The following is a 25,171-nucleotide window of genomic DNA, read 5'->3' as shown; positions in this document are numbered from 1 at the left end:
TTTTGTATTGTGAACATACTTAAAATTGGTCGTCCATATACATAGATATAGGAGGTTGATGGATATGGACAAAGAAGCCTTTATGCCGGCTTTTATTCATAGTTATTTTATTGCCTTAGGAGTGCTTTTAGGAGGGACCTTAATTGGGGCCATCGGTGCATTCTTAGCCGGGGAACCACCTCTAACTAAAATGTTTGAATTTGCAAATCGATTAAAAATATGGGCTCTTGTTGCAGCAATAGGTGGAACATTTGACGCATTTTATAGCTTTGAACGCGGAATTTTTCAAGGTGAAACAAGAGATATTGTCAAGCAAGTACTCTTAATCGTTTCAGCTATGGGAGGAGCACAAACAGGCTGGCTTCTTATTACTTGGTTAACTCAGGAGCATTTATCATGAGAATTCCGCCACATTATCAGCAGCCTACTTGGCAAAGATTCTTTGCTGGTGTAGCAATAGGAGCAGTCATCAGTTGGGGTGTTTTTCTATTTATTTATGGTGTGAATCAGGAAAAGCACAGTACAATTATAAATGAGCAAAAACAAATAATTCAAGAATTACAGAACGATAAAAAGATCTATCAGGAAGAATATACTAAGTTAAATAAAAAAGCACAAGAAAAATTAACGATACAAGAAATCAAGGTCCATTTAACAAATGGAGATCGTTACCTATTTAAAGATTTTAGGGTTAAAAATATAGAAAACAAAGTTAAAGAAGATTTAAATGATTTAATCGCCAAAGATATTGAAAGCATATCCTCTAGTCAGCTTTTAATTGAGCGGACGATTGAAAACCGTATCTTTGAATTTGATGGTAAAAAATACAAACTTGAGATGACGAAATTATTGTTACACACCACTTTATACATTGAAGTAGAAATATCATTTCTTGATTAGTCGAGAATATGATCCAATCCAAATAAAAAATAAATCGCAATTTCTCTGTTTTTTGATAAAATAGAAGTAGGAAAAACAAGGAAAATGATCACGAAGCCAATTAAACCTAAAATTGGCTTCATCTCCTCTTAATTATTCCAATATTCACCTCAAACCCTTATAAAGCCACTAAAATCATTGCCTTGTTATCCTATGTAAAACACTATATCTTTAGGAGAATATGATAAGGAGGGATGAGTTATGTATATTTTCAATTCAAAGAAAGTGGCTCAAGAAAAAGTCGAAAACATTAAGAAAGGTTTTTCAGCATACGCTGAGTCAGCTGAGCTTGCTGGATTAATTAAAAAAGAACTAAAAAAATTACAACTTGATGTTTACGAAGATGTAACAGAGTTTGGTTTTTGGTTCATTCCAATTAGAGAAAAGTAAGCGCTTTTATCTCTGTGATAGCAATATCCTCACCTTGGTGATCATCTCAATTTTTCCATCTAAGATGTACAATCGGTCTTTTCCCTCAAGCTAAATTTCCTCATGTAGTTTTGTTAGCTAATATTTGCCGAAGTTAGTCCATAGAAATGGGCTGTCTTTAAACTAATGACAGCCCTTTATTTCATCAATTATGATCTTGGCATAGCTTTTCTAAATCACGTACGACTTGGTGCGCTTCTTTCCAACTATATACAGATGCACCAGAAGCAAGCGGATGACCTCCACCATTATATCGTTTAGCTAATTCATTGATCACAAGACTTTTTGACCGGAGTCTTACACGAATTTGTGACTCTTCTTCAACAAAAAATACCCATGCTTTTACACCTTCAATATTTCCTAAAATTCCCACTAGTTGTGAAGCCTCTGAAGGTGTAACTTCATATTCTTCTAACATTTCCTTTGTTATCCTCATCGACGCTGCACCTGAAGATGTTAAAGAAAAATTTTGAAGTACAAACCCACTTAATTTAGCTACATTTCGCTTTGTTTTATAAAGCTCATCATAAATTGGTGTTGGTTTAATACCTACAGAAATTAATGCACTAGCATATTGAAATGTTTTCTCTGTTGTACTTGGAAAAAGGAATCTTCCTGTATCACCAACAATTCCAGTATACAAAAGCTCTGCAGCTTTCTTAGAAAGCTGTAATCCATTTTCTTTTCCCATTAAATATAGTTCATAGATCATTTCACTTGTTGCACTTGCAGTTGTATCTACCCATATAAGGTCACCATATTGATCATCATTTGGGTGGTGGTCAATTTTAATAAGTTTTTTCCCTGTATGGTAACGCTGATCACTGACTCTTGCTTGATTTGCAGTATCACATACAATCACTAATGAATCTTGATATAGCTCATCTGAAACGAGATCCATTTTATACAGAAACTCAAGTGATGGTTCTGATTCTCCAACCACATAGATGTTCTTTTCTGGATAAGATGCTTTTAAAATTTCAGCCAACCCACATTGTGAGCCATAAGCATCAGGATCTGGACGAACATGGCGATGAATAATGATGGAATCATGAGTGCGAATTTCTTCTAAAATTTGTTCTTTCATTTCGTTCTCCTTTTTACCTTTTATTAAGTTATTAAATCATAATTTTCCAGAATTAAAAAGAACGAATCATTAGCTTGATCATTTTCATCACTTTTTTTATCATGGACATGGTAAAATAAATAAGAAAAAAAAAAGAGAGAGTTAAACCTTATGGAGGTTTTAGAATGCCAGTTTTAGTTGTCCTTATTATTTTCACGTTCGCTTTTTATCTCTACTATAAGATCAAATCTTATCGATCAAATAAGCCAATTGAAAAGCGTTGGATATCGGCAAAATCAAGCATTGCTTTAGGTTTGTTTGTAGCCTTTTTTGGAATGAATCAGCTATTTCTTTATCGATCAACATTGTCCTTTGTAATAGGAGCAGTCTTCCTTTTGATCGGCTTTGCTAGTGCATGGGCAGGATATCGAGCTTACAAGCACTATTTGCCCCAAGTACTGAATGAAATGAAGCAATAAGAAAAATCCGGAAATGGCCTTTAGCAGACCCGGCAAACAAAATAAAAAGAGGTGGTTAGTCTTATGTTTCTAAAATCTAAGACTATTACACCTCTTCTTTTCACTATCTCTCTATTAACTGTACCATCAACATCGCCTTTCCGACGACAACTCCATTGCTAAACGCTTCTACATCAATCTTTCCAAATTTACGCCCTACTTCAAGTATTTTCGGATGTATTTCAAGCATTGATTCCATTTGTACGGGTTTAATGAAATAGATGGTAATATTCTCAACAACAATATCGCCTTTTTTTTGTGCTCTTAAAAATCGATTTACAGCTTCGGTGACAAGTGTTGTAAAGACGCCATATGATATCGTACCTAAGTGGTTTGTCATTTGCGGACTTACTTCACAACGGAAAATGCTGCTTCGTTTCGAATCATCATCAATTGTTACAAACTGATTCGTCACAATATCATCAAGTTTTTCCCCAATTTGCGGCTGTCTCTGAATAACCTGAAGGGCCTTGAGTACGTCTTGACGGCTAATAATTCCTTGAAGCCGATTATGTTGATCAACGACCGGGAGTAGTTCAATCCCTTCCCACACCATTATTTGAGCAGCTGATGCAACAGACGTTTTTCCAATTACTGTTATCGGATTCTTTGTCATCACTTTTTCAATCAGGGTTGAATGATCATTACCCATTATATCCTTCGAGGTTACAATTCCCTGTACCTTAAGGTTTTGATCAATAACCGGAAAGCGTCCATGACCGGTTTCATAATTATGTTGATACCATGTGGCAATTGTGTCTGAAGTATATAAGCAAATTGTTTTATCTACAGGAGTTAAAATATCTTCAACCTGCACAATTTCTTTTTTAATTAACTGATCATAAATTGCTCGGTTAATCATGGCTCCAACAGTAAACGTGTCATAGCTTGTAGAGATAATCGGTAATTCAAGTTCGTCTGCCAGCTTTTTTACACTATCTTCGGTGTCAAACCCGCCTGTAATTAACACTGCGGCTCCTGCCTCTAACGCATATTGATGAGCGGTTGTTCTGTTCCCTACTATCAGCAAGTTTCCAGCACCTGTATATCTCATCATCGCATCAAGTTTCATGGCACCAATGACAAATTTGTTTAATGTTTTATGTAAACCTGCTCGTCCACCTAAAACCTGACCATCAACAATATTTACAACTTCTGCATACGTTAGTTTCTCAAAATTTTCCTTTTTCTTTGTTTCAATCCGAATCGTTCCTACGCGTTCAATCGTACTTACATAGCCTTTATTTTCTGCTTCTTTTATTGCTCGATAGGCTGTTCCTTCACTAACATTAATGTCCTTTGCAATTTGCCTGACGGAAATCTTTTCTCCCACTGGTAGGGAAGTTATATGCTGTAATATTTGCTCGTGCTTTGTAGCCAAGCTGCATCACCCTTTTTTTATTTGTACATCTATCTGCAAACACCACTCGTTATAAAGCAGTCGCATTATAAACGTATCCACTTATATTATAAGGGTGATATTGGCTTATATCAACGCATCGTTTGACGTTGTCTTTTTCTTTGCATTGACTCTTTATACGCTTTAATTTGCTTTGAAGAAACTGCTTGTTTTGGACGATACAAGTACTGCGCAAAGTTACCGCCGATCACAAAAATTGCTAAACACAGCCAACTTAACACAAACACTGTCTGCATCTGATCACCTGTTATTGTGATGTTTTGTAAGCCAAAATAAAGCATTAATAACGCAAGAAACGCATAAAATAAATTTTTCATTTCAAAAATCATCCTTTCACAAAAAAGGTTTGTACTAGTGTATGCATGGACAATGTAGAAAAGAAGTTTTTGAGACAAAAAAATGACGTATCACAGCGATACGTCAATTCCATTTTACCCGCTTCCCACAGGCAGTATGCCCCCATTGATGGAAGTTTCACTTTACACGTTATATGTTTCTCCAACCTTTAAAGGAAGCCCAACACCTTCTGGAAGCATCTGAGAGAATTTTACTGGATCTTGCTTGATAGCCGGAAAAGTATCGTAATGAATTGGAACAACTTTCCTAGCTTTCAACCAATTTGCAGCATCCTTTGCATCTTCAGGGCCCATTGTTAAATTATCGCCAATAGGTAAAAACGCGAGATCAATTGAGTTTCGCTCACCTATCATTTTCATATCTGAGAACAATGCAGTATCCCCTGCATGATAAAGAGTTTTGTCCTCAACTGAAAGTAATACACCTGAAGGCATACCTGTGTATATCACAGTTCCATCTTCTTCCTGATAACTAGAGCCATGAAAAGCCTGTGTAAGCTTTACGGTTCCAAAATCGAATTGATAAGCCCCTCCCAAATTCATCGGATGAATGTCTATTCCATTCTTGCCTATGTAAACAGCTAACTCATATGGTGCAATGACCAAAGCATTATTTTTCTTCGCGATCTCAACTGTATCCCCAACATGGTCGTTATGGCCATGTGTAAGGATAATAACATCTACGTTTACTTGATCTACTGTCAAATCTGTTAAAGGGTTACCTTTAATAAATGGATCAATGATAATTTTTTTGTTGTTACACTTAACTTGAACAACTGAATGACCATGATATGAAACTTGCAAACTATTCACCGCTTTCTATAAATTGACATCTTAGCCTTATAAAATTTTACCCAGTATCAAAACCCTTAAACAAGTTTTTTGCTTCTTTATACATGAAATCGATGGATAACGTTTGCTCCACCAGTTACTTCTATAATTGATCCAGTAATCATATCCGAATTTTCATCACAAATAAACGCCACAGTTCGAGCGATGTCTTCTCCTGTACCTGAACGTCCAATCGGTGTTTTTGATTGAACACCTCTCATTTTTCGCGATTGTTCAATGGTCGCTTCCTTCATTTCTCCAATTATATTTCCAGGGCAAATCATATTGGCTGTGATACCATGCTCAGCCTCTTCAATACTGATTGACTTTGTTAAAGATACTAACCCCACTTTAGCTGCACTAAAAGCAGACCGATGAAGCCAGCCAGGTGAAGATTCTGCCCCTTGAAAACCATATGTAACAATTCTTCCATACTTTTGTTTCCTCATGATCGGAACAACCTTTTTAAATAAATGGAAAACAGAACTTAAGTTTCCTTCGATCATTTGGTACCATTCATCATCGGTATAATCGGCAAGCTTTTTTCGTTCAAAAATATAAGGTCCTGCATTATTTATTAAACAATCAATTCTTCCAAAGCGTTCTAGTGATATATCAATCATATTTGTTAAATCTTCTTTTTTTGTTACATCACCTTGAACAAATAAAATGCGATCAAGAAGATGAGAGTAATTCATTCTGAGCTCATTTACTGCTTCAACATCTTTTCGGTAATTAACAGTGACAGAATATCCTTTTTTCAAAAATTCTTCTGTCACCTTTTTTCCTAACCCCTTTGAGCCTGCAGTAATAAGGGCATGTCTCACGATATCATTTCCTCCCCATTTTAACCTGTCTTATTCTCTTTACCATCTTTATTTGTTCTCTTTACTAATTATCCCTTTATACATGGGATTTCAATTTTAGCTGCTACTATAACAATAAACGAAAATATCTATTGTTTCTATTTTTATTGCTTTTTTGTAGTGAATTAATTGTTAAATTTGTGGATTTTTATGTTGGAGGAATTGGAGGGATAAACAAAAGCGCACGGGCCTTGATTAGACTAGGGCAAATAAGATGATTTAGACTGAAAGGCGTCCTTTGCCTTCAATTCTAAATTAGCTAGACTCTAGAGGGGCTAGGCGCTGGCAGTCAAAAATCGAGACGTCAATCTCCAAGAGTACACTTGCACATCCTGTGCTTCGAAGATGGATGTCAAAGTAGTTATTCCTGCTAAGTTTTAAATAAAAAGCTGACTTACTATTAAGCCAGCGTTCAATAATTTTTTAAGAATCCCTTCTTACTCTAAGATGCTCTTGGAGAAAATTAGGATCGTACTGTTGTTCAACAACTCCACTAGAATAGGAATCTGAAAGCTGTTGCATCGTTTCTTGTTCACCAAGGTGGTCATAGTAATACGTTTGTCTTGTTATTCTTTTTTCTTTCAAAACAACTCAGCTCCTTATTTTCAGTTATACGAACATTAGTGTCTCTGAAAATAAGGAGCTTATACGATTGATTTTTTATCCCACTTTTAAACGGGCAGAAAAAGCTTATGAGTTTACAAAGAAGGTAGGAGTGAGATAACTTCTGCCAGTAAAGGTCAAATTAATGAAGCCCTGCTAATGGAAGTTTCACTTTATGATAATGTTGCTTTTGCTTTTTGAAGAGCTTGCTTTACAACCTCAAAGCCAGTCCCACCAGCACTTATTCTTTTTCTTACAGCCTCATAAGGATTAATCATCTCATAGATATCCTCTCCAAAAAGGTTAGAGGCTTTTTGATATTCTTCAAAAGGTAAATCCTTTAAATAAATACCCTTTTGGATACATTGATACACTAGTGTTCCAACAACTTCATGTGCTTCCCTAAATGGCATACCCTTTGTAGAAAGATAATCCGCTAACTCAGTTGCATTTGAAAAGTCCTCAGATGTTGCCTTTTCCATTTTTTCTTTATTCACTTTTAATGAGTCAATCATTCCGATAAAGATTTGCAGACTTCCTTCAATTGTCTTTACAGTATCAAACATACCTTCTTTATCTTCTTGAAGATCTTTGTTATAGGCAAGTGGAAGTCCTTTCAGAATCGTTAATAATGACATTAAATTACCGTATACTCTTCCAGTCTTTCCTCTAATTAATTCTGCCATATCAGGGTTTTTCTTTTGCGGCATAATACTGCTGCCTGTTGCATATGTGTCATCAAGCTCAATAAATTGAAATTCTTGAGAGCACCATAATATAATTTCTTCACAAAAGCGTGATAAATGCATCATAAGCAGGGAGCTGTTGCTTAGAAATTCGATAATAAAGTCACGGTCACTTACACCATCAAGGCTATTTTCATAAATACCGTCAAAATCAAGCTTTTTTGCTGTATATTCACGATCTATCGGAAATGTAGTTCCTGCAAGTGCAGCACTTCCTAATGGTGAGATATTGATTCGCTTAAGAGATTCTGTAAATCTTTGCTTGTCACGGTCTAACATCCAAAAATAAGCCATTAAATGATGTGCAAATGAAATTGGCTGTGCTCTTTGCAGATGTGTATATCCGGGTAAAATCGTTTCTACATTTTTTTCAGCTTTTCCAATGATCGATTTTTGAAGACCTTCAATTAGTTCAATCACCATAGCAACATGCTTCCGTAAATATAGATGCATATCTGTCGCCACCTGATCGTTTCGGCTTCTACCTGTATGTAGCTTACCTCCAACAGGCCCAATTTCATCTATTAACATTTTTTCAATGTTCAAGTGAATATCTTCATAATTAACAGAAAAAGCAAGTTCCTTCTTTTTTGCTTTTTCTAAAAGAGTTGTTAAACCATTAGTAATTTGTTCTGCTTCTTCTTTGCTGATAATCCCACACTTGCCTAGCATATCAACATGTGCAAGACTGCCAGTAATGTCTTCCTCAACTAATTCCTGATCAAAATGGATGGATGCGCCGAACTCATCCACCCATTGTTCAGGGGTTTTTTGAAAGCGTCCACCCCAAAGTTTTTTCATACTTCCACCTTCTTGTTTTTTACCATGCTGTTTACTTTTGTTGGTAGTCCAAATAACTCAATAAAGCCGATCGCTGCATTATGATCAAATGCATCATCTTTTGTATATGTTGCAAGCTTTTCATCGTATAAAGAATACTCTGATTTTCTTCCTTCAACGATGGCATGACCTTTAAATAATTTCACTCTCACAGTACCTGTAACGTATTTTTGTGTTTCTTTTAAGAAAGCATGTAAAGCTGGTTTTAATGGTGAGAACCATAAGCCATTGTAAATAAGCTCGGCAAGTTTTTGCTCAATGACTGGTTTAAAGTGAGCCACTTCTTTTACAAGTGTTAAATCTTCAAGTTCTTTATGTGCTTTGATTAACGTCATTGCACCTGGACACTCGTATACTTCACGGGATTTAATTCCAACTAGTCTGTTTTCAACATGGTCAATACGTCCAACACCATGTTTACCAGCTATCTCATTTAACGTTAAAATAAGTTCATGTAATGGGTATGCTTTACCATTGATCTTTACTGGAACACCTTGCTCAAAATCAATTTCAATTATTTCTGCTTGATCAGGCGTTTTTTCTAAAGGTGTTGTTAAATCGTACGCACCTTCAGGCGGAGCAGCCCATGGATCTTCTAAGATACCACACTCATTACTTCTTCCCCATAGGTTTTGATCAATTGAATAAGGGCTATCTAAATTGATAGGAATTGGAATACCGTGTTTTGAAGCATATTCAATTTCTTCTTCACGTGACCAGCCCCATTCTCTAACCGGAGCAAGTACTTCAAGATCTGGATTTAATGCTTTGATCGAAACTTCAAAACGTACTTGGTCATTCCCTTTTCCAGTACAGCCATGAGCAATAGCTACTGCGTTTTCTTTTTCTGCAATTTCCACAAGCTTTTTCGCGATTAACGGACGTGATAATGCAGAAACTAACGGATATTTTCCTTCGTATAAGGTATGTGCTTGAAGAGCTACTAAAGCAAAATCATTTGCAAATTCTTCTTTAGCGTCTATCATGTATGATTCAACCGCACCTACTTGCAGAGCCTTTTGTTGTACGAATGCTGTATCTTTTCCCTCACCTACATCAAGACATGCAGCTACTACATCGTATCCTTGCTCTTGTAACCATTTAATTGCAACAGAGGTATCTAATCCTCCGGAATAAGCTAAAACTACCTTTTTCATCTATTTGTTCCTCCTTGGTTGTATAAAAATTAATATATGTTTATAAAAATACACCTTTTGTATAGGTATCACTTTACCAACTGTTCCCTATCTCGTCAATAGAAATTTGCATATTTTCGTAGATTCTTTGTATAAAAATTAAAATTTATTGTATTTTATGCATATTTCCAACTTATGTGATGGTAGAGGAATTTATTGAGCTATTGTAAAATAGGAAAAGATCATGAATGGAGGAAGGAAATTTGAACGAATACTTTACCTATGATCCCAGACTCAAAATAAGGATTCCTCAGTTATCAAAAGCATGGAATAGCTATAGCCTTCAGGCCCAAAATAGAATAATAACTGAATGGGAAACAATTCGCGGCCATATTCCAGACCGGATCATAGAATTAGAAGAAGAGATAAACAAGAAGCAAGAAGATTTAAACACCGAAGAAGATTTTGATCGGTCATGTGAGTTAAATCATGAAATTTCAGAGCTTGCTTCGATTATCAATGATTTATGGATCTGGTTTAGAACAACTCAAGATCTCTCAAATACAATGATCCAGAATTAAAGAGGTTTATAAGAAAAACTCGGCTTGTCACCAAATCCTAATGGTGAAAGCCTTAACTTATCTTAATATGTTCATCCATAAAATTTTTATACTTTTTGATCGCATGAAAAAAAGAAGGCTTTAGTGACAGCCTTCTTTTATAAATCTTTTCGAATTTCTCTAACAACATGCCCTATTTCGGGTAAAATAAGTTTTTCCATTGCTAATTTAACAGCGCCCGAAGATCCAGGCATGGCAAATACTGCTGTATCCATCGAAACACCTGCAATTGCTCTGCTTAAAATAGCCGCAGACCCTATATCATCACGATAACTAAGCATTCTAAAAATCTCTCCAAAGCCAGGGATTTCTTTTTCAATCAGTGATTCAACTGCCTCGATTGTCACGTCTCTTTTGGCTATACCTGTTCCGCCATTTGTTAGAACAACATCGATATTTTTGGATTCACAGCCTTTTAAAATAGAGCTTCGAATTAATGTCTTTTCATCACGCACAATTTCATAATCACCAATAATATGACCCTGTTCCTCTAAACACCTCATAATTAGCTGACCGCTTTTGTCACTATCTTTATCTCTTGTATCACTTACAGTAATGACTTTACATCTAACCTGGTTGGGAGCTTCTAGCTTATGTTCGAACGTACTCATCATAACCTCCTATTCTTCATTTTGTTGCCTCAGATATTAATCTGTATTGATAATATTTATTAGCAAATTCAGTGATTTGTCGAGTTGCATGATAATTTCCTGCAGCACCTATCATCATACTCACAACCGGAATCCCAGCAATTAATTTACGTTTAAACAAAGCTAAGACAGAAAGCTTTGCGATTTGCTTTAGGAAAAATTCTACACTTTTCGCATCAGCTAAGTCTTCATTTCCTTCATAAAAATAGTTCATTCGATTTTGTGAATGGACTTCTTCTTTTAGTTCTTTCCACTGGTAGTACTGTAAATGCTTAGGCATTAGTGAAGCATGGTATACCTTTAAAGATGTCATCATTTCATATGGATTATTAATTTCATACCCATAACACATTGAGATCATTTGAATAGATCGCAAGTTCAATATTGTTTGCAAAGGAATATCAGCACCGATTAATAAGATTCCCCCTGTCCCAGTCATGCCTCCTTGAAAAAAAGAATATAGCCTGTGCTTAGAAGTTTGTAAATCAGCTAGATAATGAAGCTGATCGATGGATAGAAGGTGTAGATCACTAATTTCCTTTATGTTTTCGTTTAAAGCTCGGGCTGAGAGAAGGATTTGTTTCTTGGCATCTTGTTGGATAAAGGAATTTTGTATAACGGAATGTAAATTAAACAGACTCGCATCTACTTTATTGTAAAACATCTTCTTCATTCGATCGGGTATGTCTTCCATTTTTCGATTTAACCATCGATTAAACGTACGCTGAAAGTCTGTACGAACATCATTTTGCAACTCATGTTCCCACACTTTGATTTCCTCAAGAATTGCATTTTCACGTTCTAATTCGTTCATCCGCCTGTCTCCTTATTCGATGTCGTAAAAGGTATAATTTGGTGACCTAGTTTGTTTTCATCATATCATAAAACAGCTTTGTTATAGAAATAACTTAGTTCACGACCATTTTTGAAGATTTTGTTACAGACTCATCATTTTCGACAAGAAAAGTAAGGAATAAAACCTAACAACCAACTAGAAAGAGGTGTTACTCTGACATATCATGTTCTCAAGCTACCAATTAAAAGGAGTGTTTGATCATGATGAAACAATTTATTTTCACAATCGGATCTGATGAGATTGTCATTAAAGCAAACGGGATGGTTGATGCAATTTCACAAGTGAAGAAAATTATTTTAGAAAGAGGAAATGAAAATAATAAACTAAAGTTTGTAGGTGTTAAATATTAATGATACAGGACAAAATGTTATATGAAATGCTAATAAATTTTATTTTATCAGATAGGCATGTGTTAAAAAATACAATCCTTTAACACATGCCATTTTTCTTATAAGTCAATCCATCTCTGATAAGACAAAAAGACAACCATAAAGGTTGCCTTCTTAACATATTATTGAGCTAATCTTACAACGTCGCGTGCAATCATAACTTCTTCATTAGTTGGAATTACTAGGACTTTTACTGGTGAATGCGGGTAGCTAATGTATGATTCTTCTCCAGTAACTAAATTTAGAGCAGGATCCCAATAAATACCCATAAACTCCAAGCCCTTTAAGACACGAGCACGAATATCACTGCTGTTCTCACCAATACCTGCTGTAAAGATAATAGCGTCAACACCTGACATTCTTGCAGCATAAGAACCAATGTATTTATGAATTCTACTAGCAAATACCTCTAATGCTGTTTTCGCTCTTTCATTACCTTCTTCAGCGGCTTTGTGAATATCGCGTAAATCACTTGATAAACCTGAGATTCCTAAGATCCCGCTCTTCTTATTTAAGATATCTAATACTTCATCAGCAGATTTATTTGTTTTTTCCATGATGAATGGAATTAACGCTGGATCGATATTACCTGAACGTGTTCCCATCGCCACTCCTGCAAGTGGTGTGAAGCCCATTGACGTATCAATTGATTTACCGCCTTCAATTGCCGCAATACTTGCTCCATTTCCTAAGTGGCATGAAATTAAACGAAGGTGCTCAATTGGTCTGCCGAGGATTTCAGCAGCACGTTCTGATACATATTTATGTGATGTACCATGGAAACCATATTTCCGGATACCATATTTTTCATAATATTCGTAAGGTAAGCTATATAAAAATGATTGTTCTGGCATCGTTTGATGGAAGGCTGTGTCAAATACAGCTACAGCATCCACATTTGGCAATACTTCTTTGAATGCTTTAATTCCAACAACATTTGCTGGGTTATGAAGCGGAGCTAAATCAGATAACTCCTCAATTTTTTGAAGTGTTTCATCTGTAATTAAAACAGAGTCATTAAAAACTTCACCGCCATGAACAACACGGTGACCAATCCCGTTGATTTCATCTAGGGATTTGATAATGCCTAAGTCAGTTAATTTAGATAATAAAATTTTAACAGCAACAGCATGATCAGGTATGTCTGTCACTTCTGTTTGTTTTTCATCATTAACAGATATACTAAATATAGAGTCGTTAATTCCAATTCTTTCAACTAAACCTTTTGTTAAAACTTTTTCACTTGGCATATCAAATAGTTGGAATTTTAATGACGAACTGCCTGCATTTATTGCGATAATTTTTGCCATTTTGTTACGCTCCTTTTCATTTTATGCAACTGTCGTTAACAACAAAAAATAATTATGTAAAACGATCAGCAAATTACGAAAATAATTGAGAGGATCTAAGGAAGAATTTTCTTCTAAAAATAACCTCTTGTCCTTTTAAACTAAACATTCTTATTCTTTACAAAATGTCACTGATTATTATCTGCCTTTTCCATTTAAACACTGCCATTTCAACATTTCAAGAACTTGATGAAATTGCAATCGGTTACAGGTAATATTCGTATTATTCAAATAATTTTACTCTGATTTATAAAGCGTTTTCTTTGAACATTCAGGATAAATAAATGCTGTTTCATTTAAAGATGAGGATAAAAGAACCAAAAAAAAGAGGCACAAATTTGAGCCTCTTTTATATCCCCTTATTCTCTTTAAACCATTGATCCATTTGTTTCATAATTGAATTCATCGCATCTATATTCGAAAACTTTGGTAACTCCGCAAGCATTGCTTGTTTAGGCGCTTTTGCTTCCGGACCTTTTTTCTGTAGAATCAAGATGCTCTTACCATGTCTTTCATCTTTAAATAGTGATAATGGTAATTTGATAAATCCTTGAATAATAGCTACTTCTTTTAAATACTTATTCAATTTAGGCGCTTCTTTTGTTTCGAATAATGAATTAGGAACAATAAAGAAAAGATATCCATTTTCCTTTATATGATTGATGCTTTGCTCCATGAATAAATGATGCGCATAGGAATGGCCCTCATCTGCCTTTAATTGATATTTAGCAGCTTCTAGATCGTTTGGATAATACCCTACTGGTAAGTCACATAGAACAACGTCGACAGGGTCTATTAATAGCCTCTCTAAACTATCTTGATTAAAAAAGTGGATTGGATGCTCTTGCAAGTTTGCATTAATATAGGCTAGTTTAATAAGCAGATCATCAACATCAACACCATAGCTTTCTATAGTTTCTATCCCCAAATAGTTTAATATGGTTGTTAGTAAATTTCCTGTACCAACCGCTGGATCCAAAATTGAAAGCTCTTTTCTATTTCCAATAAATTTACTTACTAAATATCCCAAAAACAATCCTATTGTATCAGGTGTCATTTGATGATTTGGTTGAGCACCTTCTTTTAAGCCTTTTAAGATTGCTAATTGATAGGCTTTGCGTAGTTCTTCTTTTTCAAATGTATCTAAAGAAATTGATTCATATTTTCTCTCTAAGCTTTTTAATGTTACTTCACTAAGGTTTTCCTGAAGAATTGATCCTTGAAATAAATTTTCCCCTGTTTCAGCCAATGCCTCTATATAAGTAATTTTACACTCCTTAGCAAGTAAATCTGCTGTTTCATTAATAACCGTAAATAAATTCTCGATTTTTGATATTGTTTTCATTCATTTACTCCTCCTAGCCTTTTACCTCTTACCATTCTAGACATACTTCATATTTTAGTCAAAATAAAGTGAAACTTCCACCGGCGGAACTTCATTCATCATTGATGGTTAGTAAAACCAATCGGACCTTTACGGGCAGTTATTCCCCAACTACCTTCTATGTAAACTCAGAAGCTTGAGGCGGGGGTCTTACTGCCCGTTAAGCGGGATAAATGAAATCAATTCTCTCCTTCTATAAAAAAGAAGAAACAAAAAAGGACTGATCTCTATCGAACAGTCCCTTTTGGTATTTTTATCCTTATTGAGCTGATTTTGCTGCCTCAATTGCTGCTTCATAGTTAGGATGATTTGTCGCTTCACTTACGTACTCAACATATGTTACTTTGTCGTTTGAATCTACTACAAATACAGAACGAGCAAGTAAACGTAATTCTTTAATAAGTACTCCATACGCTTCACCAAATGATGCATCACGATGATCTGATAATGTTTGAACATTTTCAAGACCATTTGAAGCGCACCATCTTTTTTGTGCAAATGGTAAGTCCATACTGATGGTCAAAACTTCTACATTTTCTAGTTGTGATGCATCTTCGTTAAAACGACGAGTTTGAGCATCACATACGCCAGTGTCAATAGAAGGTACTACAGAGATAATTCGTACTTTCCCCTTTGAATTCGCTAACGAAACAGGTGATAGATCATTTGCTAAAACAGTGAAATCAGGTGCTTGATCACCTACACTTACTTCATTTCCAAGCAGTGTTACCGGGTTATTTTTAAACGTAATTGAAGCCATACCGAATTCCTCCCTTATAATTATGTACAGAGTAAATATATCCTAGCTTACCATAATTATCAATAATTATGTTTGAGTAAATCTTGTAAATATACTACTCCGAAAAAATAACTGCCTAGTAACTAGGCAGTTTAAATATCTAAATCTTGCTTTTGATTTGAGCCATTTTCAAGCGGGTCACTTTTTGTCTCACTATCTTTATTTTTCTTAAAAACTCCTTGAATCTTTTCAACTGCTTGTGGTGCAGCCTCTAGTATTTTCTCATATAAATGCGTACTCTCGTCTAGGTGAAGCATTTTCACTCCGTTGGATGATACAATTAAAAATGCTATTGGAGTAATAGAAACGCCTCCACCACTTCCTCCACCAAATGGAAGTTTAGGTGCCTTTTGCCCATCGGTTTCTTCCGTATTTGTTGAATTAAATTCACTACCACCAGCTGCAAATCCAAATCCTACCTTTGATACAGTAAGAATAACACTTCCATCTGGTGTTTCAACTGGATCACCTACAATCGTATTAACATCAATCATTTGCTTAAGGTTTTCCATTGCAGTTTTCATTAATCCTTGAATTGGATGATCACTCATAGTATGTATCCTCCTTTTAGAATGTTTAAACGATCATGTTCATAATATCGAAGTTGTCGTCTACTACCATTTTGTTAATTTGCAAAAAATGAAAATGGCTTACTTTTTAATTTTGGACGTCCGCCTCGCCAATATTTTATGAACTGAATACCTGCGAAAATAGCATACCCGATTCTAAACTGAATCATACATTTGAATTTTGTCTTAGAACAGTAGACATTAAATGCCGGTGATATAGTCATTACAGGGGTTGCTTGTAATTGCATATAGCTGCTGATTAATCCAACAACACTACCTTTAATAGACCAAGCAGCTCCAGATAACATTCCGGTATGTGCAGCATCTCCTATTCCAATCTGAGAATGCCACTCTAATTCTTTCACTTTTATTTTCTTTAAAAAACGGCGAACAATTTTATGCATCCCTATAACATGCTGGAGAATTTCTTTCACATCACGCAGAGCCTTAACTTCTTCCTCAGGTGTTATTTTTTTTTGTGCTTCTTTTACATTTCGCTTAGACTCTTCAGTCCCGGGCTTTTGTTCTTGTTTTAAGATGATATTAGCTTCATCGTCAATCTTCACAAGAGGGATATTTATTGTATATCTAATGTATCGCCAAGCACGTAGTTTAATTTTAAAATGATCATCATCTCCAATATGTTGAAGATCCAAGATAACTGTTAATTTTGTGATGAAAATAAGAAAAAGAATAATAAATAATACGACTAGAATAATTATGACCCAGAACAAATTCATCACATCCTTTCAATTTCTCATTATCACCCCTATATATACAAAATAAACCTGCAAAATAAATAGCAGGTTTCAGCCTTGAATTAACTATCTACACATATGCACAAAACCCTGCTAAATAAATAACAGGGTTGATAATAAGTAGCATAGTTTTCTATATTTCGGATGGATTCACATTGCTTAATACCTGTTTTTCACTCACTTCTTTTGAAAAAACTTTTTCATGAATAACTAGAGTGTCAGCAAAAATATCATGCAATGCTTGCTTTTTAGGCGTAAAAGCTGTAATTAAAAACCCAATCCATATTGTTTTTGAAATATATCTGCCGATTAATTCTCTGAAAATAATTGTCCCCCAACTCAGCTTTTTGTCTTTCAGTGCTACAACCTTTAACCCAAATATCATTTTACCTAAGGTTTGGTTAAGAAGCTTTGTCATGATAACAAAGTAAAGAAAATACGTAATAGCTGTTGCAATGGAAACTGGTGAGAAAATAAAAGAGTTGCTGTTATCTAAACCAATAAAACTGAATAAAGGATAAATGATAATACGATTGACACTTCCTATTACAAGTAAATCTATTAAATATGCCCAAAAACGAATCCAAAATCCAGCAAGCAAATTCGGATAATGAACGATCGTTTCCTTTTCGACAGGCTGCTGGTCAATATCTTCATTTTGATACGAGCCTTCAAATGTAGAGTCCACGTTCATTCCCCCTTATTCAGAATATAAATACATTAATCTTGGCGAATTTGAATTTGACAAAAGCTGAAGCAGAGTAGATAACTCAGCCTCTTCCTTAAATATTTTACTTGCACTCATTGAAAGGAAATTTCCAAACCCTAATGCTGATCCATATTCAATAACCTTTGCATCCTCTAGCTTTAAATCCTTTTTCATAGCCTCTACAGTATCATCAAAATAGCCTAATTCATCAACTAACTTAATTTCCTTCGCTTGTCTTCCGTCATAAATTCGCCCATCTGCCACTTGTCGAACTTCTTGCTCTGATAATGGGCGCCCTTCCGTTATCACATTCACAAAGCCGTCATATGCATTATTCACCATTGCTTGTAATATATTTCTTTCTTCCTCTGTCATTTCTCGTGTAGGTGAGAAAATATCTTTATATGGCCCGCTTTTAATCGTTTCAAATTTCACACCATATTCTTCAGCTAGCTCACCATAGTTAATAGATTGCATAATGACTCCCAGAGAACCTGTTAATGTATCTGGTGCCGCAAAAATTTTATCACCAACGGTTGAAATATAATAGCCGCCTGATGCAGCTTGTGTTCCCATTGAAACGTAAATTGGCTTTTTACTAGACTCCTTTAACTCTAAAAGCTTTTTATGTATTTCAGCACTTTCGACTACTCCGCCGCCCGGTGAATTCACACGTAAAATGATTCCTTTAACCGTATCATCTTCTCCTGCAGCCTCAATCATATCAAGAAATGTCTGATGTTGATAACCTGCAGTGCTGAAGAAGGATGTTACATCTTCACCTGTGTCTTGAATAACTCCATTTACATTTAGCACTAGAATTTTGCTGAATTCAGAGCCTTCCTCAATTACGTCTTCTGAAAATTCTGTTCCGCTCGCAAAAGCCTCAGAAAACATTTCACTTTGATTTAGGAACATCATGGTCGAACTAATAATGATGGAAAATACAAATAAAACACCTGCAATGACAATTGCTCCCCATCGTTTACCATTCATCGAAATCTACCTCCCTAATTTTCACTATGAATTTCATTATGTTTTATCTAGCAGATTCAAACATTTAATTATGTAAAAGTGGTAAACTAAACAACATAGAGTATTGTACCATCTTCCAGGAAAAATGTGGAGATATACATAAAAAGGAGGAATTACTATGTCAGACCGTCGTAATGTTTATTTTTATTACAAGAAAGATGAAAGCATAATTGATAAAATTCATTCACTAATCAATTTTGCAAAAGAAAGAGATTTTCATGTAGTAGAAGATCATAAATTGGCAAATATCATTGTAAGTATTGGTGGAGATGGTGCATTTCTTCAAGCAGTTAGAAAAACAAATTTCAGAACTGATTGTTTGTATGTAGGAATTGGCGTTGATCATACGATAAGCCTCTATTGTGATTTCCATCTTGATGATCGGGAAAAAATGCTACAAGCAATGAATGAATCTCAAATTGAAGTTAGACGTTATCCTGTTTTAGAAGTAAAAATTGACAATAACACTACATTTAAATGTCTAAATGAGTGTTCAGTTCGCTCAAGTATTATTAAAACATTTGTCATTGATGTTTTTATTGATGATCTTCACTTCGAAACATTTAGAGGTGACGGAATGTTAATCGCTACTCCTACTGGCAGTACAGCATACAATAAATCAGTAAACGGAGCAGTCGTAGACCCTATGATCCCATGCTTGCAGGTTAGTGAACTGGCATCTTTAAACAATAATTTATACCGTACCTTAGGTTCCTCATTTATTTTAAGCGATAAACGAAAATTAACTCTTAAAGTGGTTCAGGATGGAAACGATTACCCAATTATAGGTATAGATAATGAAGCACTTAGTATTCGCCATGTTCAACAGCTTGAGTATGGATTAAGTGAACTCCCTATCAAAACAGTTAAGTTAAAAGATAACTCGTTCTGGGAAAAAGTAAAAAGAACGTTTTTATAAAAGTAAAAGGTAAGGATACAGGCAACACTGTACTCCTGTGTGGTTTATCCCACTCTTACCAAGTAAGACCCCCACCTCAAGCTTCTGAGTTTACAATGAGCATAGGTGGGGGATAGCTGCCCGTAAAGGTCCGATTAGTTCAACTAACCATCAGCAGGAGATGAAGACTCCCCCACTGATGGTTAGTTTCACTTTATTTTTTATACATTATTTCATTATCTACAATAGTCATGACTACATTTGTTTCTAATAATTGTTCAGGATTTAGGGTGAAAATATCTTGATCAAATACCGTAAAATCAGCTATGAAGCCTTGCTTTATGATCCCTCGCTTATTTTGTTTATGAATAGCATAGGCACTGCCTTTAGTATATAATTCTACGGCTTCAAAAACGGAAAGCTTTTGTTCAGGCAAATAGGATTTCTTTGAACCTTCGTAAACACTTGTCCTTGTCATTGCTGCATAGATTCCTAGAATTGGATCAACAGGCTCTATAGGAGCATCAGATCCCCCTGCACAAGCAATCCCTGCTTCAGTTAGAGTTTTCCATGCATAACACGTATTTAAATGTTCCTCCCCAACTCGATCGATTACCCAAGGGAAATCACTCGCAACAAAACGAGGTTGAATATCAAGAACGATTGGTAAAGACTTTGCTTTTTCAATTAACTCCTTCCTTAAAATTTGAGCATGAATAATGCGATCATGCTGACCCTTTTTAGGTGGGTGTTTTTCAATTAAGCTAAGAACCCATTCAAAAGCTAAATCACCAATGGCATGGACGGCAACTTCCATTTCATACCCTCTCGCTTTTTTAATTAACTCCTCTAATTCTTTTTTTGAATGTATGGCAACTCCAAAGGTGGTTGGATCATCTTTATAGGGAAAGCTTAATAAAGCTGTTCTGCCTCCTAAGGCACCATCTGCAAAAATTTTCATTGCTCCAAATTCAATAAACTCATTGTTCTCTCTTTTGCTCCTATGTAATTCATCAATCACTTGATGATGAACTAGCAAATGACTTCGAAATTTCAACCCCTTTCCTAGAATATTGTAAAATGCATTCAGTGTATTTTCTAAGCTTCCATAATAAGATAGATCTTCAGTATGTCCACCGACCAGCCCTTTTTTATAGCAATCCTTTATTGAGGTCTCTAGTGCATATTGTATTTCTTCCTGAGCTGGAAACGGGGCAATATTTAGGATAAGATCCTGTGCTTTATCTAGTAAATAACCTGTAGGATGACAATCCTCATCTCTAACAATCACGCCTCCTGCAGGATCAATTGTTTCCTTGGAAATATTCGCAAGTTGTAAGGCTTTAGAGTTAACGACCATCGCATGTCTGCATACACGTTTTAGCAACACAGGATGATTTGGCGCTACTTTATCCAATTCTGTTCTATGAAGAATTTTTTTATCCTCTAATTGATTTTCATTCCACCCCTCTCCTATGATCCAGCGTCCTTCAGGTACCTCACTAGCTCTGAGCTTTATACTTTCAATCATATCTGTAGAATTCTTCATATTTGAAAAATCTAATCTTAATAACTTTTCCCCATGACCTATTAAATGTAAATGACTATCGACTAGTCCTGGTATCATTGTATAATTTTGAAGATTTTGTTCTTCTGTTATTTCCTTATCAAATTGCTCCCTAAGAGCTTCAGTACTTCCAGTGGCTATGATTTGACCATTCTTAGTGAACACGGCATTTACCGTATCACCTTCGCTTTCTAACGTATAAATTTTACCCCCGTACCATAACGTACCCATTATCCATCCCTCCATGTTCAACCTTTTTTAATAAGAGTAGCATATGTAGGTCCAAACAAAAAAAACCGAGAGTCGTGTCTCGGTTCTAGTGTATTATTATCCCTGCTTTAATTGTAATTCTCGCTGTCTTAGTACAACTCGGCGAATTTTCCCTGAAGTTGTTTTCGGCAAATCTTCGACAAATTCTATTTCACGTGGATATTTATAAGGAGCTGTTAGAGCCTTTACATGCTCCTGCATTGTTTTGATAATGTCAGGATTGTCCGCTAATGATGGATTTCGCAACACAACATATGCTTTCACTATATTTCCACGCACTTTATCGGGACTAGCAACAACTGCACATTCCTTTACATAAGGGTGTTTTACGAGTGCATCTTCAACTTCAAATGGTCCAATCGTATAGCCTGAACTAATGATAATATCATCACTTCTCCCTTCAAACCAGAAGTATCCATCATCATCCATTTTTGCACGATCCCCCGTTATATAATAATCGCCTCTAAATTGCATAGCTGTACGTTCAAAATCTTTATAATATTCCTTGAATAAAGCAGGGGTATCTCGATGAACAGCGATGTCTCCAACCTCTCCAACTTTACAAATATTACTTTCATCATCAATGATTTTAACGTCATTCCCTGGTGTCGGTTTCCCCATAGAACCTGGTTTAATCTCCATACCTTTCATAACGCCAACCAATAATGTATTTTCCGTTTGGCCATATCCATCTCTAACTTGTACATTAAAATATTTCTCAAAAGTTTCGATTACCTCGCGATTCAGAGGCTCACCAGCCGAAACCGCACTATGTAACGTTGAAAGTGAATAATTTTCTAGGTTTTCAACTTTTGCCATTAATCGATATTCAGTCGGAGTACAACATAAAACATTAACTTGATACTTATCAAGAAGCTGTAAATATTTTTCGGGATTAAACTTACCGTGATAAATTAATCCAGTTGCTCCACTTCCCAAAACGGATAGAAATGGACTCCAAACCCACTTCTGCCAGCCTGGTCCTGCTGTTGCCCAAACAACATCTTCCTCGTTTATACTCAACCAATTTTTAGCAGCCGTACGCAAATGTGCAAATGCCCAGCCATGTGTATGAACAACTCCTTTAGGATTACCAGTTGTTCCAGAAGTATAGGAGATAAATGCCATACTGGTTGATTCTGTTTTTACCAGTTCCATGTTGGAATCTTGTATGCTTAACAGTTCTTCTAAAGAAATCCAATCGTGTTCAGACCCATGGATAACAAATTTTTTAATTGAATCATATTCTTTTATGTCTTTAAATTCATTCGTGTATAATCCATAACTTACAACAGCCTTTACATCGCCGTGTGTTATTCGGTATTGCAAATCTTTTGTACGTAACATTTCAGAGCTGGGAATGACGACCAATCCAGCCTTTAAGGCTCCTAAATAAACTGCATATGCATCAATTACTCGCGGGATCACTACAAGAACTGTGTCTCCTTGCTTCAGCCCCTCATTTTTGAAAGCGTTTCCAATCTGATTTACTCTTTTCATGAGTGAACGATAGGTAATCTCACTTTTCTCACCTATTTCATTTTCCCATTTAAGCGCCACCCTTGTAGCATCCTCTGAAAATCTCTCTATTTCTTCGACTAAATTATAAATTGGTGGTGCAAGAAGCTCTTCTCTTACCATGTTTCCCCCTCCTTCTTGGATCTTACATACATATTATACCTAATGATTCAAACTTTTGAAATCTTACAAATGTTGTACTCTATCAATTATTTAACTTAATACTATCTTATGGTCATAAAAAACAAAACAGACCTAGTAAGGCCTGTAAACAAGATATCTATTTATTTAACTTTGTTCATTTGCTTGTTTTGCATTTTTTGGTTCATTTCTTCTTTTTCTTTGTTGTTTCCTGCTTTTTTCTAATCTTTGTTGTTGTTCTCTTTCACCGTCTTCAGCGATATTTTCACGGTCATCTCTAGTCATATTATTTCGGTTCCTCCTTGCTCATAACTATTTAAATGAAAAAGAGCGGGGTTGCCCCCACCCTTAGTAGCCATTCTTTATTTAATTATTGTTGTTGGAAAGAACCACTCATTTGTTGTTGAGCAAAAGAAACTAAACGTTTTGTGATTTCACCACCGACAGAACCGTTAGCACGTGAAGTTGTTTCAGCTCCTAAGTTAACACCGAATTCAGAAGCGATTTCAAACTTCATTTGGTCGATAGCTTGTTGAGCTCCAGCTACTAATAATTGATTAGAGTTGTTTGATCTATTTTGTGCCATGTGTATCACCTCCTTGTGAGTATAGAATGTGTAAATACACATGGCTTCATTCATTTATTTTTTTGGTAATTCTTCACAAAATATCGTTTGTTTTCCATGCAACTTCATGCCAGTTTGATTGATTAAAATAAAGCTTCAAAATTATCCTTTTGATCAAGCGTGATTGTTAAGGTTTCTATATTATTCACTGCTTCTTTTACAAGCTCATCAAAATCCACAAAGCTTTCAAACCTTGATACTTTATCGACTTTAGGTTTAGTTTTTGGATTTGCAGGAGTGAAAATTGTACAGCAGTCTTCGTAAGGTCTAATGGAAATATCATGTGTATTAATTTTTTTGGCAATATCAATGATCTCTGTTTTGTCCATTGTAATAAGCGGCCTTAAGATCGGTGTGCTTGTCACATCATTAATCGCCACCATACTCTCAAGTGTTTGACTAGCTACCTGACCAAGACTTTCTCCCGTAATTAGTGCCAATGCTTGTTGTTTTTGTCGAAGTTGATCAGCAATTTTCACCATCATTCTTCTAGTTGAAGTCATTGTATAATTTTCTGGAACTTGTTCCTGAATTTTTTCTTGAATCTTTGTAAAAGGAACAATATGAAGCTTAATTTTGCCGCCATATGCGGTTAATTCTTTTGTTAAATCAATCACTTTTTGTTTAGCTCGCTCACTTGTATACGGTGGACTGAAGAAATGGACAACTTCCAGTTCTACCCCCCGTTTTAAAGACAAAAAGCCAGCAACAGGACTATCGATGCCGCCTGATAATAATAATACAGCCTTACCGCCTGATCCAACCGGTAACCCTCCAGCGCCTTTGTAATCATAGCATGTAATATACGTTGCCTCAGTACGAACTTCAACCCGAACATTTATTGTTGGATTTTTCACATCGACCTTAAGATCATCAGTATGAATTAAGATATGGCTCCCAATTTGGTAATTAAGTTCATTCGTATCGTGAGGGAACTGCTTATTTGCTCTCTTTGCCGTTACTTTAAACGTATCATTTGGTTGATATAAGCTTTTCACAGCTTTTAAGGCTATTTCTTTTATATCAGTCAAATCACTTTTACACTTCATAGCCAAACTAAACGATTGAATGCCAAAAACAAGTTTAAGTTTCTCAACAATTTCCTCATGATTCTCGTTATTCAAATGAATGTATAATCGATCTCTTGTAGCTTGATAGGTTAATGCAGGAAATTGATTGAGCACTTCCTTTATATTTGTTTTCAACCGATCAACAAATTTTTTCCTATTTCTTCCTTTAGTAGATATTTCCCCAAACCGTATTAATATGTGATCAAATTCCATT

Annotated in this window: 29 protein-coding genes; 7 read left to right on the top strand and 22 right to left on the bottom strand. The window is 35.4% G+C overall.

Annotated elements, in window-relative coordinates; all coding sequences use genetic code 11:
* The first annotated feature begins 64 nt into the window (after positions 1-64).
* The 3 genes from ytrH (at position 65) to AC4GZ8_RS15885 (ending at position 1,329) form a co-directional block, all read left to right on the top strand.
* Positions 65-400 carry a sporulation membrane protein YtrH gene (gene ytrH / locus AC4GZ8_RS15895; RefSeq protein ID WP_026560822.1) on the top strand — a complete coding sequence of 112 codons (336 nt, stop codon included), beginning with the start codon at positions 65-67 and terminating at the stop codon, positions 398-400.
* On the top strand, positions 397-900 hold the full coding sequence (ytrI, locus tag AC4GZ8_RS15890; protein WP_491082870.1) for a sporulation membrane protein YtrI: 504 nt from the start codon (positions 397-399) through the stop codon (positions 898-900). The genes ytrH and ytrI overlap by 4 nt, the downstream gene beginning before the upstream one ends.
* A 240-nt stretch (positions 901-1,140) precedes the next feature.
* Positions 1,141-1,329: a YtzJ family protein gene (locus tag AC4GZ8_RS15885; protein WP_491082869.1), complete on the top strand. Its 189-nt coding sequence runs from the start codon at positions 1,141-1,143 to the stop codon at positions 1,327-1,329.
* A 184-nt stretch (positions 1,330-1,513) separates the two neighbouring features.
* Here the strand turns inward: AC4GZ8_RS15885 and AC4GZ8_RS15880 are convergent, their stop codons facing one another.
* Positions 1,514-2,455 carry a DHH family phosphoesterase gene (locus AC4GZ8_RS15880; RefSeq protein ID WP_491082868.1) on the bottom strand — a complete coding sequence of 314 codons (942 nt, stop codon included), beginning with the start codon at positions 2,453-2,455 and terminating at the stop codon, positions 1,514-1,516.
* A 164-nt stretch (positions 2,456-2,619) separates the two neighbouring features.
* Here AC4GZ8_RS15880 and AC4GZ8_RS15875 point away from each other — a divergent pair, with 164 nt between their 5' ends.
* Positions 2,620-2,913 carry a YtpI family protein gene (locus AC4GZ8_RS15875; RefSeq protein WP_491082867.1) on the top strand — a complete coding sequence of 98 codons (294 nt, stop codon included), beginning with the start codon at positions 2,620-2,622 and terminating at the stop codon, positions 2,911-2,913.
* A 103-nt stretch (positions 2,914-3,016) separates the two neighbouring features.
* Here the strand turns inward: AC4GZ8_RS15875 and AC4GZ8_RS15870 are convergent, their stop codons facing one another.
* The 7 genes from AC4GZ8_RS15870 to AC4GZ8_RS15840 all read right to left on the bottom strand — a co-directional run bounded on the left by AC4GZ8_RS15870 (position 3,017) and on the right by AC4GZ8_RS15840 (position 9,771).
* Positions 3,017-4,333 carry a DRTGG domain-containing protein gene (locus AC4GZ8_RS15870; protein WP_491082866.1) on the bottom strand — a complete coding sequence of 439 codons (1,317 nt, stop codon included), beginning with the start codon at positions 4,331-4,333 and terminating at the stop codon, positions 3,017-3,019.
* Positions 4,334-4,443: 110 nt separating this feature from the next.
* Positions 4,444-4,689: a hypothetical protein gene (locus AC4GZ8_RS15865; RefSeq protein ID WP_491082865.1), complete on the bottom strand. Its 246-nt coding sequence runs from the start codon at positions 4,687-4,689 to the stop codon at positions 4,444-4,446.
* 162 nt (positions 4,690-4,851) lie between these two features.
* Positions 4,852-5,532, bottom strand: coding sequence for a metal-dependent hydrolase (locus AC4GZ8_RS15860; RefSeq protein WP_491082864.1), 681 nt, complete (start codon positions 5,530-5,532; stop codon positions 4,852-4,854).
* 86 nt (positions 5,533-5,618) lie between these two features.
* Positions 5,619-6,386, bottom strand: a complete 768-nt coding sequence (locus AC4GZ8_RS15855; RefSeq protein ID WP_491082863.1) for an SDR family oxidoreductase — start codon at positions 6,384-6,386, stop codon at positions 5,619-5,621.
* A gap of 462 nt (positions 6,387-6,848) precedes the next feature.
* Positions 6,849-7,010: a hypothetical protein gene (locus AC4GZ8_RS15850; protein ID WP_491082862.1), complete on the bottom strand. Its 162-nt coding sequence runs from the start codon at positions 7,008-7,010 to the stop codon at positions 6,849-6,851.
* 191 nt (positions 7,011-7,201) lie between these two features.
* A complete protein-coding gene (gene argH / locus AC4GZ8_RS15845; protein ID WP_491082861.1) occupies positions 7,202-8,575 on the bottom strand; it encodes an argininosuccinate lyase in 1,374 nt (457 codons plus the stop codon).
* Complete coding sequence (locus tag AC4GZ8_RS15840; protein ID WP_491082860.1) at positions 8,572-9,771, bottom strand: argininosuccinate synthase; 1,200 nt, start codon at positions 9,769-9,771, stop codon at positions 8,572-8,574. The genes argH and AC4GZ8_RS15840 overlap by 4 nt, the downstream gene beginning before the upstream one ends.
* A 242-nt stretch (positions 9,772-10,013) precedes the next feature.
* Here AC4GZ8_RS15840 and AC4GZ8_RS15835 point away from each other — a divergent pair, with 242 nt between their 5' ends.
* Complete coding sequence (locus AC4GZ8_RS15835) at positions 10,014-10,331, top strand: hypothetical protein (protein ID WP_491082859.1); 318 nt, start codon at positions 10,014-10,016, stop codon at positions 10,329-10,331.
* A 137-nt stretch (positions 10,332-10,468) separates the two neighbouring features.
* On the opposite strand, the gene AC4GZ8_RS15830 is transcribed toward AC4GZ8_RS15835, so the two are convergent.
* Both AC4GZ8_RS15830 and AC4GZ8_RS15825 read right to left on the bottom strand, forming a co-directional pair.
* Positions 10,469-10,981, bottom strand: coding sequence for a MogA/MoaB family molybdenum cofactor biosynthesis protein (locus AC4GZ8_RS15830; protein WP_491082858.1), 513 nt, complete (start codon positions 10,979-10,981; stop codon positions 10,469-10,471).
* A 16-nt stretch (positions 10,982-10,997) separates the two neighbouring features.
* Positions 10,998-11,834 (bottom strand): EcsC family protein, encoded by an 837-nt coding sequence (locus AC4GZ8_RS15825; protein WP_491082857.1) that lies wholly within the window; start codon positions 11,832-11,834, stop codon positions 10,998-11,000.
* A gap of 242 nt (positions 11,835-12,076) precedes the next feature.
* Between AC4GZ8_RS15825 and AC4GZ8_RS15820 the strand changes: the two genes are divergently transcribed.
* Positions 12,077-12,226, top strand: a complete 150-nt coding sequence (locus AC4GZ8_RS15820; protein ID WP_491082856.1) for a hypothetical protein — start codon at positions 12,077-12,079, stop codon at positions 12,224-12,226.
* A 161-nt stretch (positions 12,227-12,387) separates the two neighbouring features.
* On the opposite strand, the gene AC4GZ8_RS15815 is transcribed toward AC4GZ8_RS15820, so the two are convergent.
* The 7 genes from AC4GZ8_RS15815 to sppA form a co-directional block, all read right to left on the bottom strand.
* Entirely contained in the window at positions 12,388-13,575 is a 1,188-nt protein-coding gene (locus AC4GZ8_RS15815; protein ID WP_491082855.1) for an acetate kinase, read from the bottom strand.
* A gap of 388 nt (positions 13,576-13,963) precedes the next feature.
* Complete coding sequence (locus AC4GZ8_RS15810) at positions 13,964-14,959, bottom strand: class I SAM-dependent methyltransferase (protein WP_491082854.1); 996 nt, start codon at positions 14,957-14,959, stop codon at positions 13,964-13,966.
* Positions 14,960-15,257: 298 nt separating this feature from the next.
* A complete protein-coding gene (tpx, locus tag AC4GZ8_RS15805; RefSeq protein WP_491082853.1) occupies positions 15,258-15,758 on the bottom strand; it encodes a thiol peroxidase in 501 nt (166 codons plus the stop codon).
* A gap of 131 nt (positions 15,759-15,889) precedes the next feature.
* Positions 15,890-16,348 (bottom strand): GerW family sporulation protein, encoded by a 459-nt coding sequence (gene ytfJ / locus AC4GZ8_RS15800; RefSeq protein WP_491082852.1) that lies wholly within the window; start codon positions 16,346-16,348, stop codon positions 15,890-15,892.
* 74 nt (positions 16,349-16,422) lie between these two features.
* Positions 16,423-17,100, bottom strand: a complete 678-nt coding sequence (locus tag AC4GZ8_RS15795; protein WP_491082851.1) for a DUF2953 domain-containing protein — start codon at positions 17,098-17,100, stop codon at positions 16,423-16,425.
* Positions 17,101-17,257: 157 nt separating this feature from the next.
* The gene (locus tag AC4GZ8_RS15790) at positions 17,258-17,812 is read right to left on the bottom strand and encodes an RDD family protein (RefSeq protein ID WP_491082850.1); all 555 of its coding nucleotides are present in this window, start codon (positions 17,810-17,812) and stop codon (positions 17,258-17,260) included.
* Positions 17,813-17,824: 12 nt separating this feature from the next.
* Positions 17,825-18,829: a signal peptide peptidase SppA gene (sppA, locus tag AC4GZ8_RS15785; protein ID WP_491082849.1), complete on the bottom strand. Its 1,005-nt coding sequence runs from the start codon at positions 18,827-18,829 to the stop codon at positions 17,825-17,827.
* Between the two features lie 157 nt (positions 18,830-18,986).
* Here sppA and AC4GZ8_RS15780 point away from each other — a divergent pair, with 157 nt between their 5' ends.
* On the top strand, positions 18,987-19,787 hold the full coding sequence (locus tag AC4GZ8_RS15780) for an NAD kinase (protein WP_491082848.1): 801 nt from the start codon (positions 18,987-18,989) through the stop codon (positions 19,785-19,787).
* 193 nt (positions 19,788-19,980) lie between these two features.
* Here AC4GZ8_RS15780 and AC4GZ8_RS15775 read toward each other — a convergent pair whose 3' ends face one another.
* From AC4GZ8_RS15775 to thiI, 5 genes are all read right to left on the bottom strand, one after another.
* Complete coding sequence (locus AC4GZ8_RS15775; protein WP_491082847.1) at positions 19,981-21,564, bottom strand: amidohydrolase; 1,584 nt, start codon at positions 21,562-21,564, stop codon at positions 19,981-19,983.
* Between the two features lie 96 nt (positions 21,565-21,660).
* Positions 21,661-23,244, bottom strand: coding sequence for an acyl-CoA synthetase MbcS (gene mbcS / locus AC4GZ8_RS15770; RefSeq protein WP_491082846.1), 1,584 nt, complete (start codon positions 23,242-23,244; stop codon positions 21,661-21,663).
* 165 nt (positions 23,245-23,409) lie between these two features.
* Entirely contained in the window at positions 23,410-23,547 is a 138-nt protein-coding gene (locus tag AC4GZ8_RS15765) for a hypothetical protein (protein WP_156931967.1), read from the bottom strand.
* Between the two features lie 85 nt (positions 23,548-23,632).
* Complete coding sequence (locus tag AC4GZ8_RS15760) at positions 23,633-23,848, bottom strand: alpha/beta-type small acid-soluble spore protein (RefSeq protein ID WP_491082845.1); 216 nt, start codon at positions 23,846-23,848, stop codon at positions 23,633-23,635.
* Between the two features lie 122 nt (positions 23,849-23,970).
* Entirely contained in the window at positions 23,971-25,170 is a 1,200-nt protein-coding gene (gene thiI / locus AC4GZ8_RS15755; RefSeq protein WP_491082844.1) for a tRNA uracil 4-sulfurtransferase ThiI, read from the bottom strand.
* Between the last annotated feature and the right edge of the window lies 1 nt (position 25,171).

It is taken from the genome of Metabacillus sp. RB-C-LZQ-3-1, from assembly GCF_058315175.1.
The sequence above is the reverse complement of the archived record's forward strand: the minus strand, read 5'-3'. Positions and strand labels throughout refer to the sequence as shown.

Coding starts and splice junctions, on each gene's coding strand:
- ytrH (WP_026560822.1), top strand. CDS start 65: ATGGACAAAGAAGCCTTTATGCCGGCTTTTATTCATAGTTATTTTATT.
- ytrI (WP_491082870.1), top strand. CDS start 397: ATGAGAATTCCGCCACATTATCAGCAGCCTACTTGGCAAAGATTCTTT.
- AC4GZ8_RS15885 (WP_491082869.1), top strand. CDS start 1,141: ATGTATATTTTCAATTCAAAGAAAGTGGCTCAAGAAAAAGTCGAAAAC.
- AC4GZ8_RS15880 (WP_491082868.1), bottom strand. CDS start 2,455: ATGAAAGAACAAATTTTAGAAGAAATTCGCACTCATGATTCCATCATT.
- AC4GZ8_RS15875 (WP_491082867.1), top strand. CDS start 2,620: ATGCCAGTTTTAGTTGTCCTTATTATTTTCACGTTCGCTTTTTATCTC.
- AC4GZ8_RS15865 (WP_491082865.1), bottom strand. CDS start 4,689: ATGAAAAATTTATTTTATGCGTTTCTTGCGTTATTAATGCTTTATTTT.
- argH (WP_491082861.1), bottom strand. CDS start 8,575: ATGAAAAAACTTTGGGGTGGACGCTTTCAAAAAACCCCTGAACAATGG.
- AC4GZ8_RS15840 (WP_491082860.1), bottom strand. CDS start 9,771: ATGAAAAAGGTAGTTTTAGCTTATTCCGGAGGATTAGATACCTCTGTT.
- AC4GZ8_RS15830 (WP_491082858.1), bottom strand. CDS start 10,981: ATGAGTACGTTCGAACATAAGCTAGAAGCTCCCAACCAGGTTAGATGT.
- AC4GZ8_RS15825 (WP_491082857.1), bottom strand. CDS start 11,834: ATGAACGAATTAGAACGTGAAAATGCAATTCTTGAGGAAATCAAAGTG.
- AC4GZ8_RS15820 (WP_491082856.1), top strand. CDS start 12,077: ATGATGAAACAATTTATTTTCACAATCGGATCTGATGAGATTGTCATT.
- AC4GZ8_RS15815 (WP_491082855.1), bottom strand. CDS start 13,575: ATGGCAAAAATTATCGCAATAAATGCAGGCAGTTCGTCATTAAAATTC.
- AC4GZ8_RS15810 (WP_491082854.1), bottom strand. CDS start 14,959: ATGAAAACAATATCAAAAATCGAGAATTTATTTACGGTTATTAATGAA.
- tpx (WP_491082853.1), bottom strand. CDS start 15,758: ATGGCTTCAATTACGTTTAAAAATAACCCGGTAACACTGCTTGGAAAT.
- ytfJ (WP_491082852.1), bottom strand. CDS start 16,348: ATGAGTGATCATCCAATTCAAGGATTAATGAAAACTGCAATGGAAAAC.
- sppA (WP_491082849.1), bottom strand. CDS start 18,829: ATGAATGGTAAACGATGGGGAGCAATTGTCATTGCAGGTGTTTTATTT.
- AC4GZ8_RS15780 (WP_491082848.1), top strand. CDS start 18,987: ATGTCAGACCGTCGTAATGTTTATTTTTATTACAAGAAAGATGAAAGC.
- AC4GZ8_RS15775 (WP_491082847.1), bottom strand. CDS start 21,564: ATGGGTACGTTATGGTACGGGGGTAAAATTTATACGTTAGAAAGCGAA.
- mbcS (WP_491082846.1), bottom strand. CDS start 23,244: ATGGTAAGAGAAGAGCTTCTTGCACCACCAATTTATAATTTAGTCGAA.
- AC4GZ8_RS15765 (WP_156931967.1), bottom strand. CDS start 23,547: ATGACTAGAGATGACCGTGAAAATATCGCTGAAGACGGTGAAAGAGAA.
- AC4GZ8_RS15760 (WP_491082845.1), bottom strand. CDS start 23,848: ATGGCACAAAATAGATCAAACAACTCTAATCAATTATTAGTAGCTGGA.
- thiI (WP_491082844.1), bottom strand. CDS start 25,170: ATGGAATTTGATCACATATTAATACGGTTTGGGGAAATATCTACTAAA.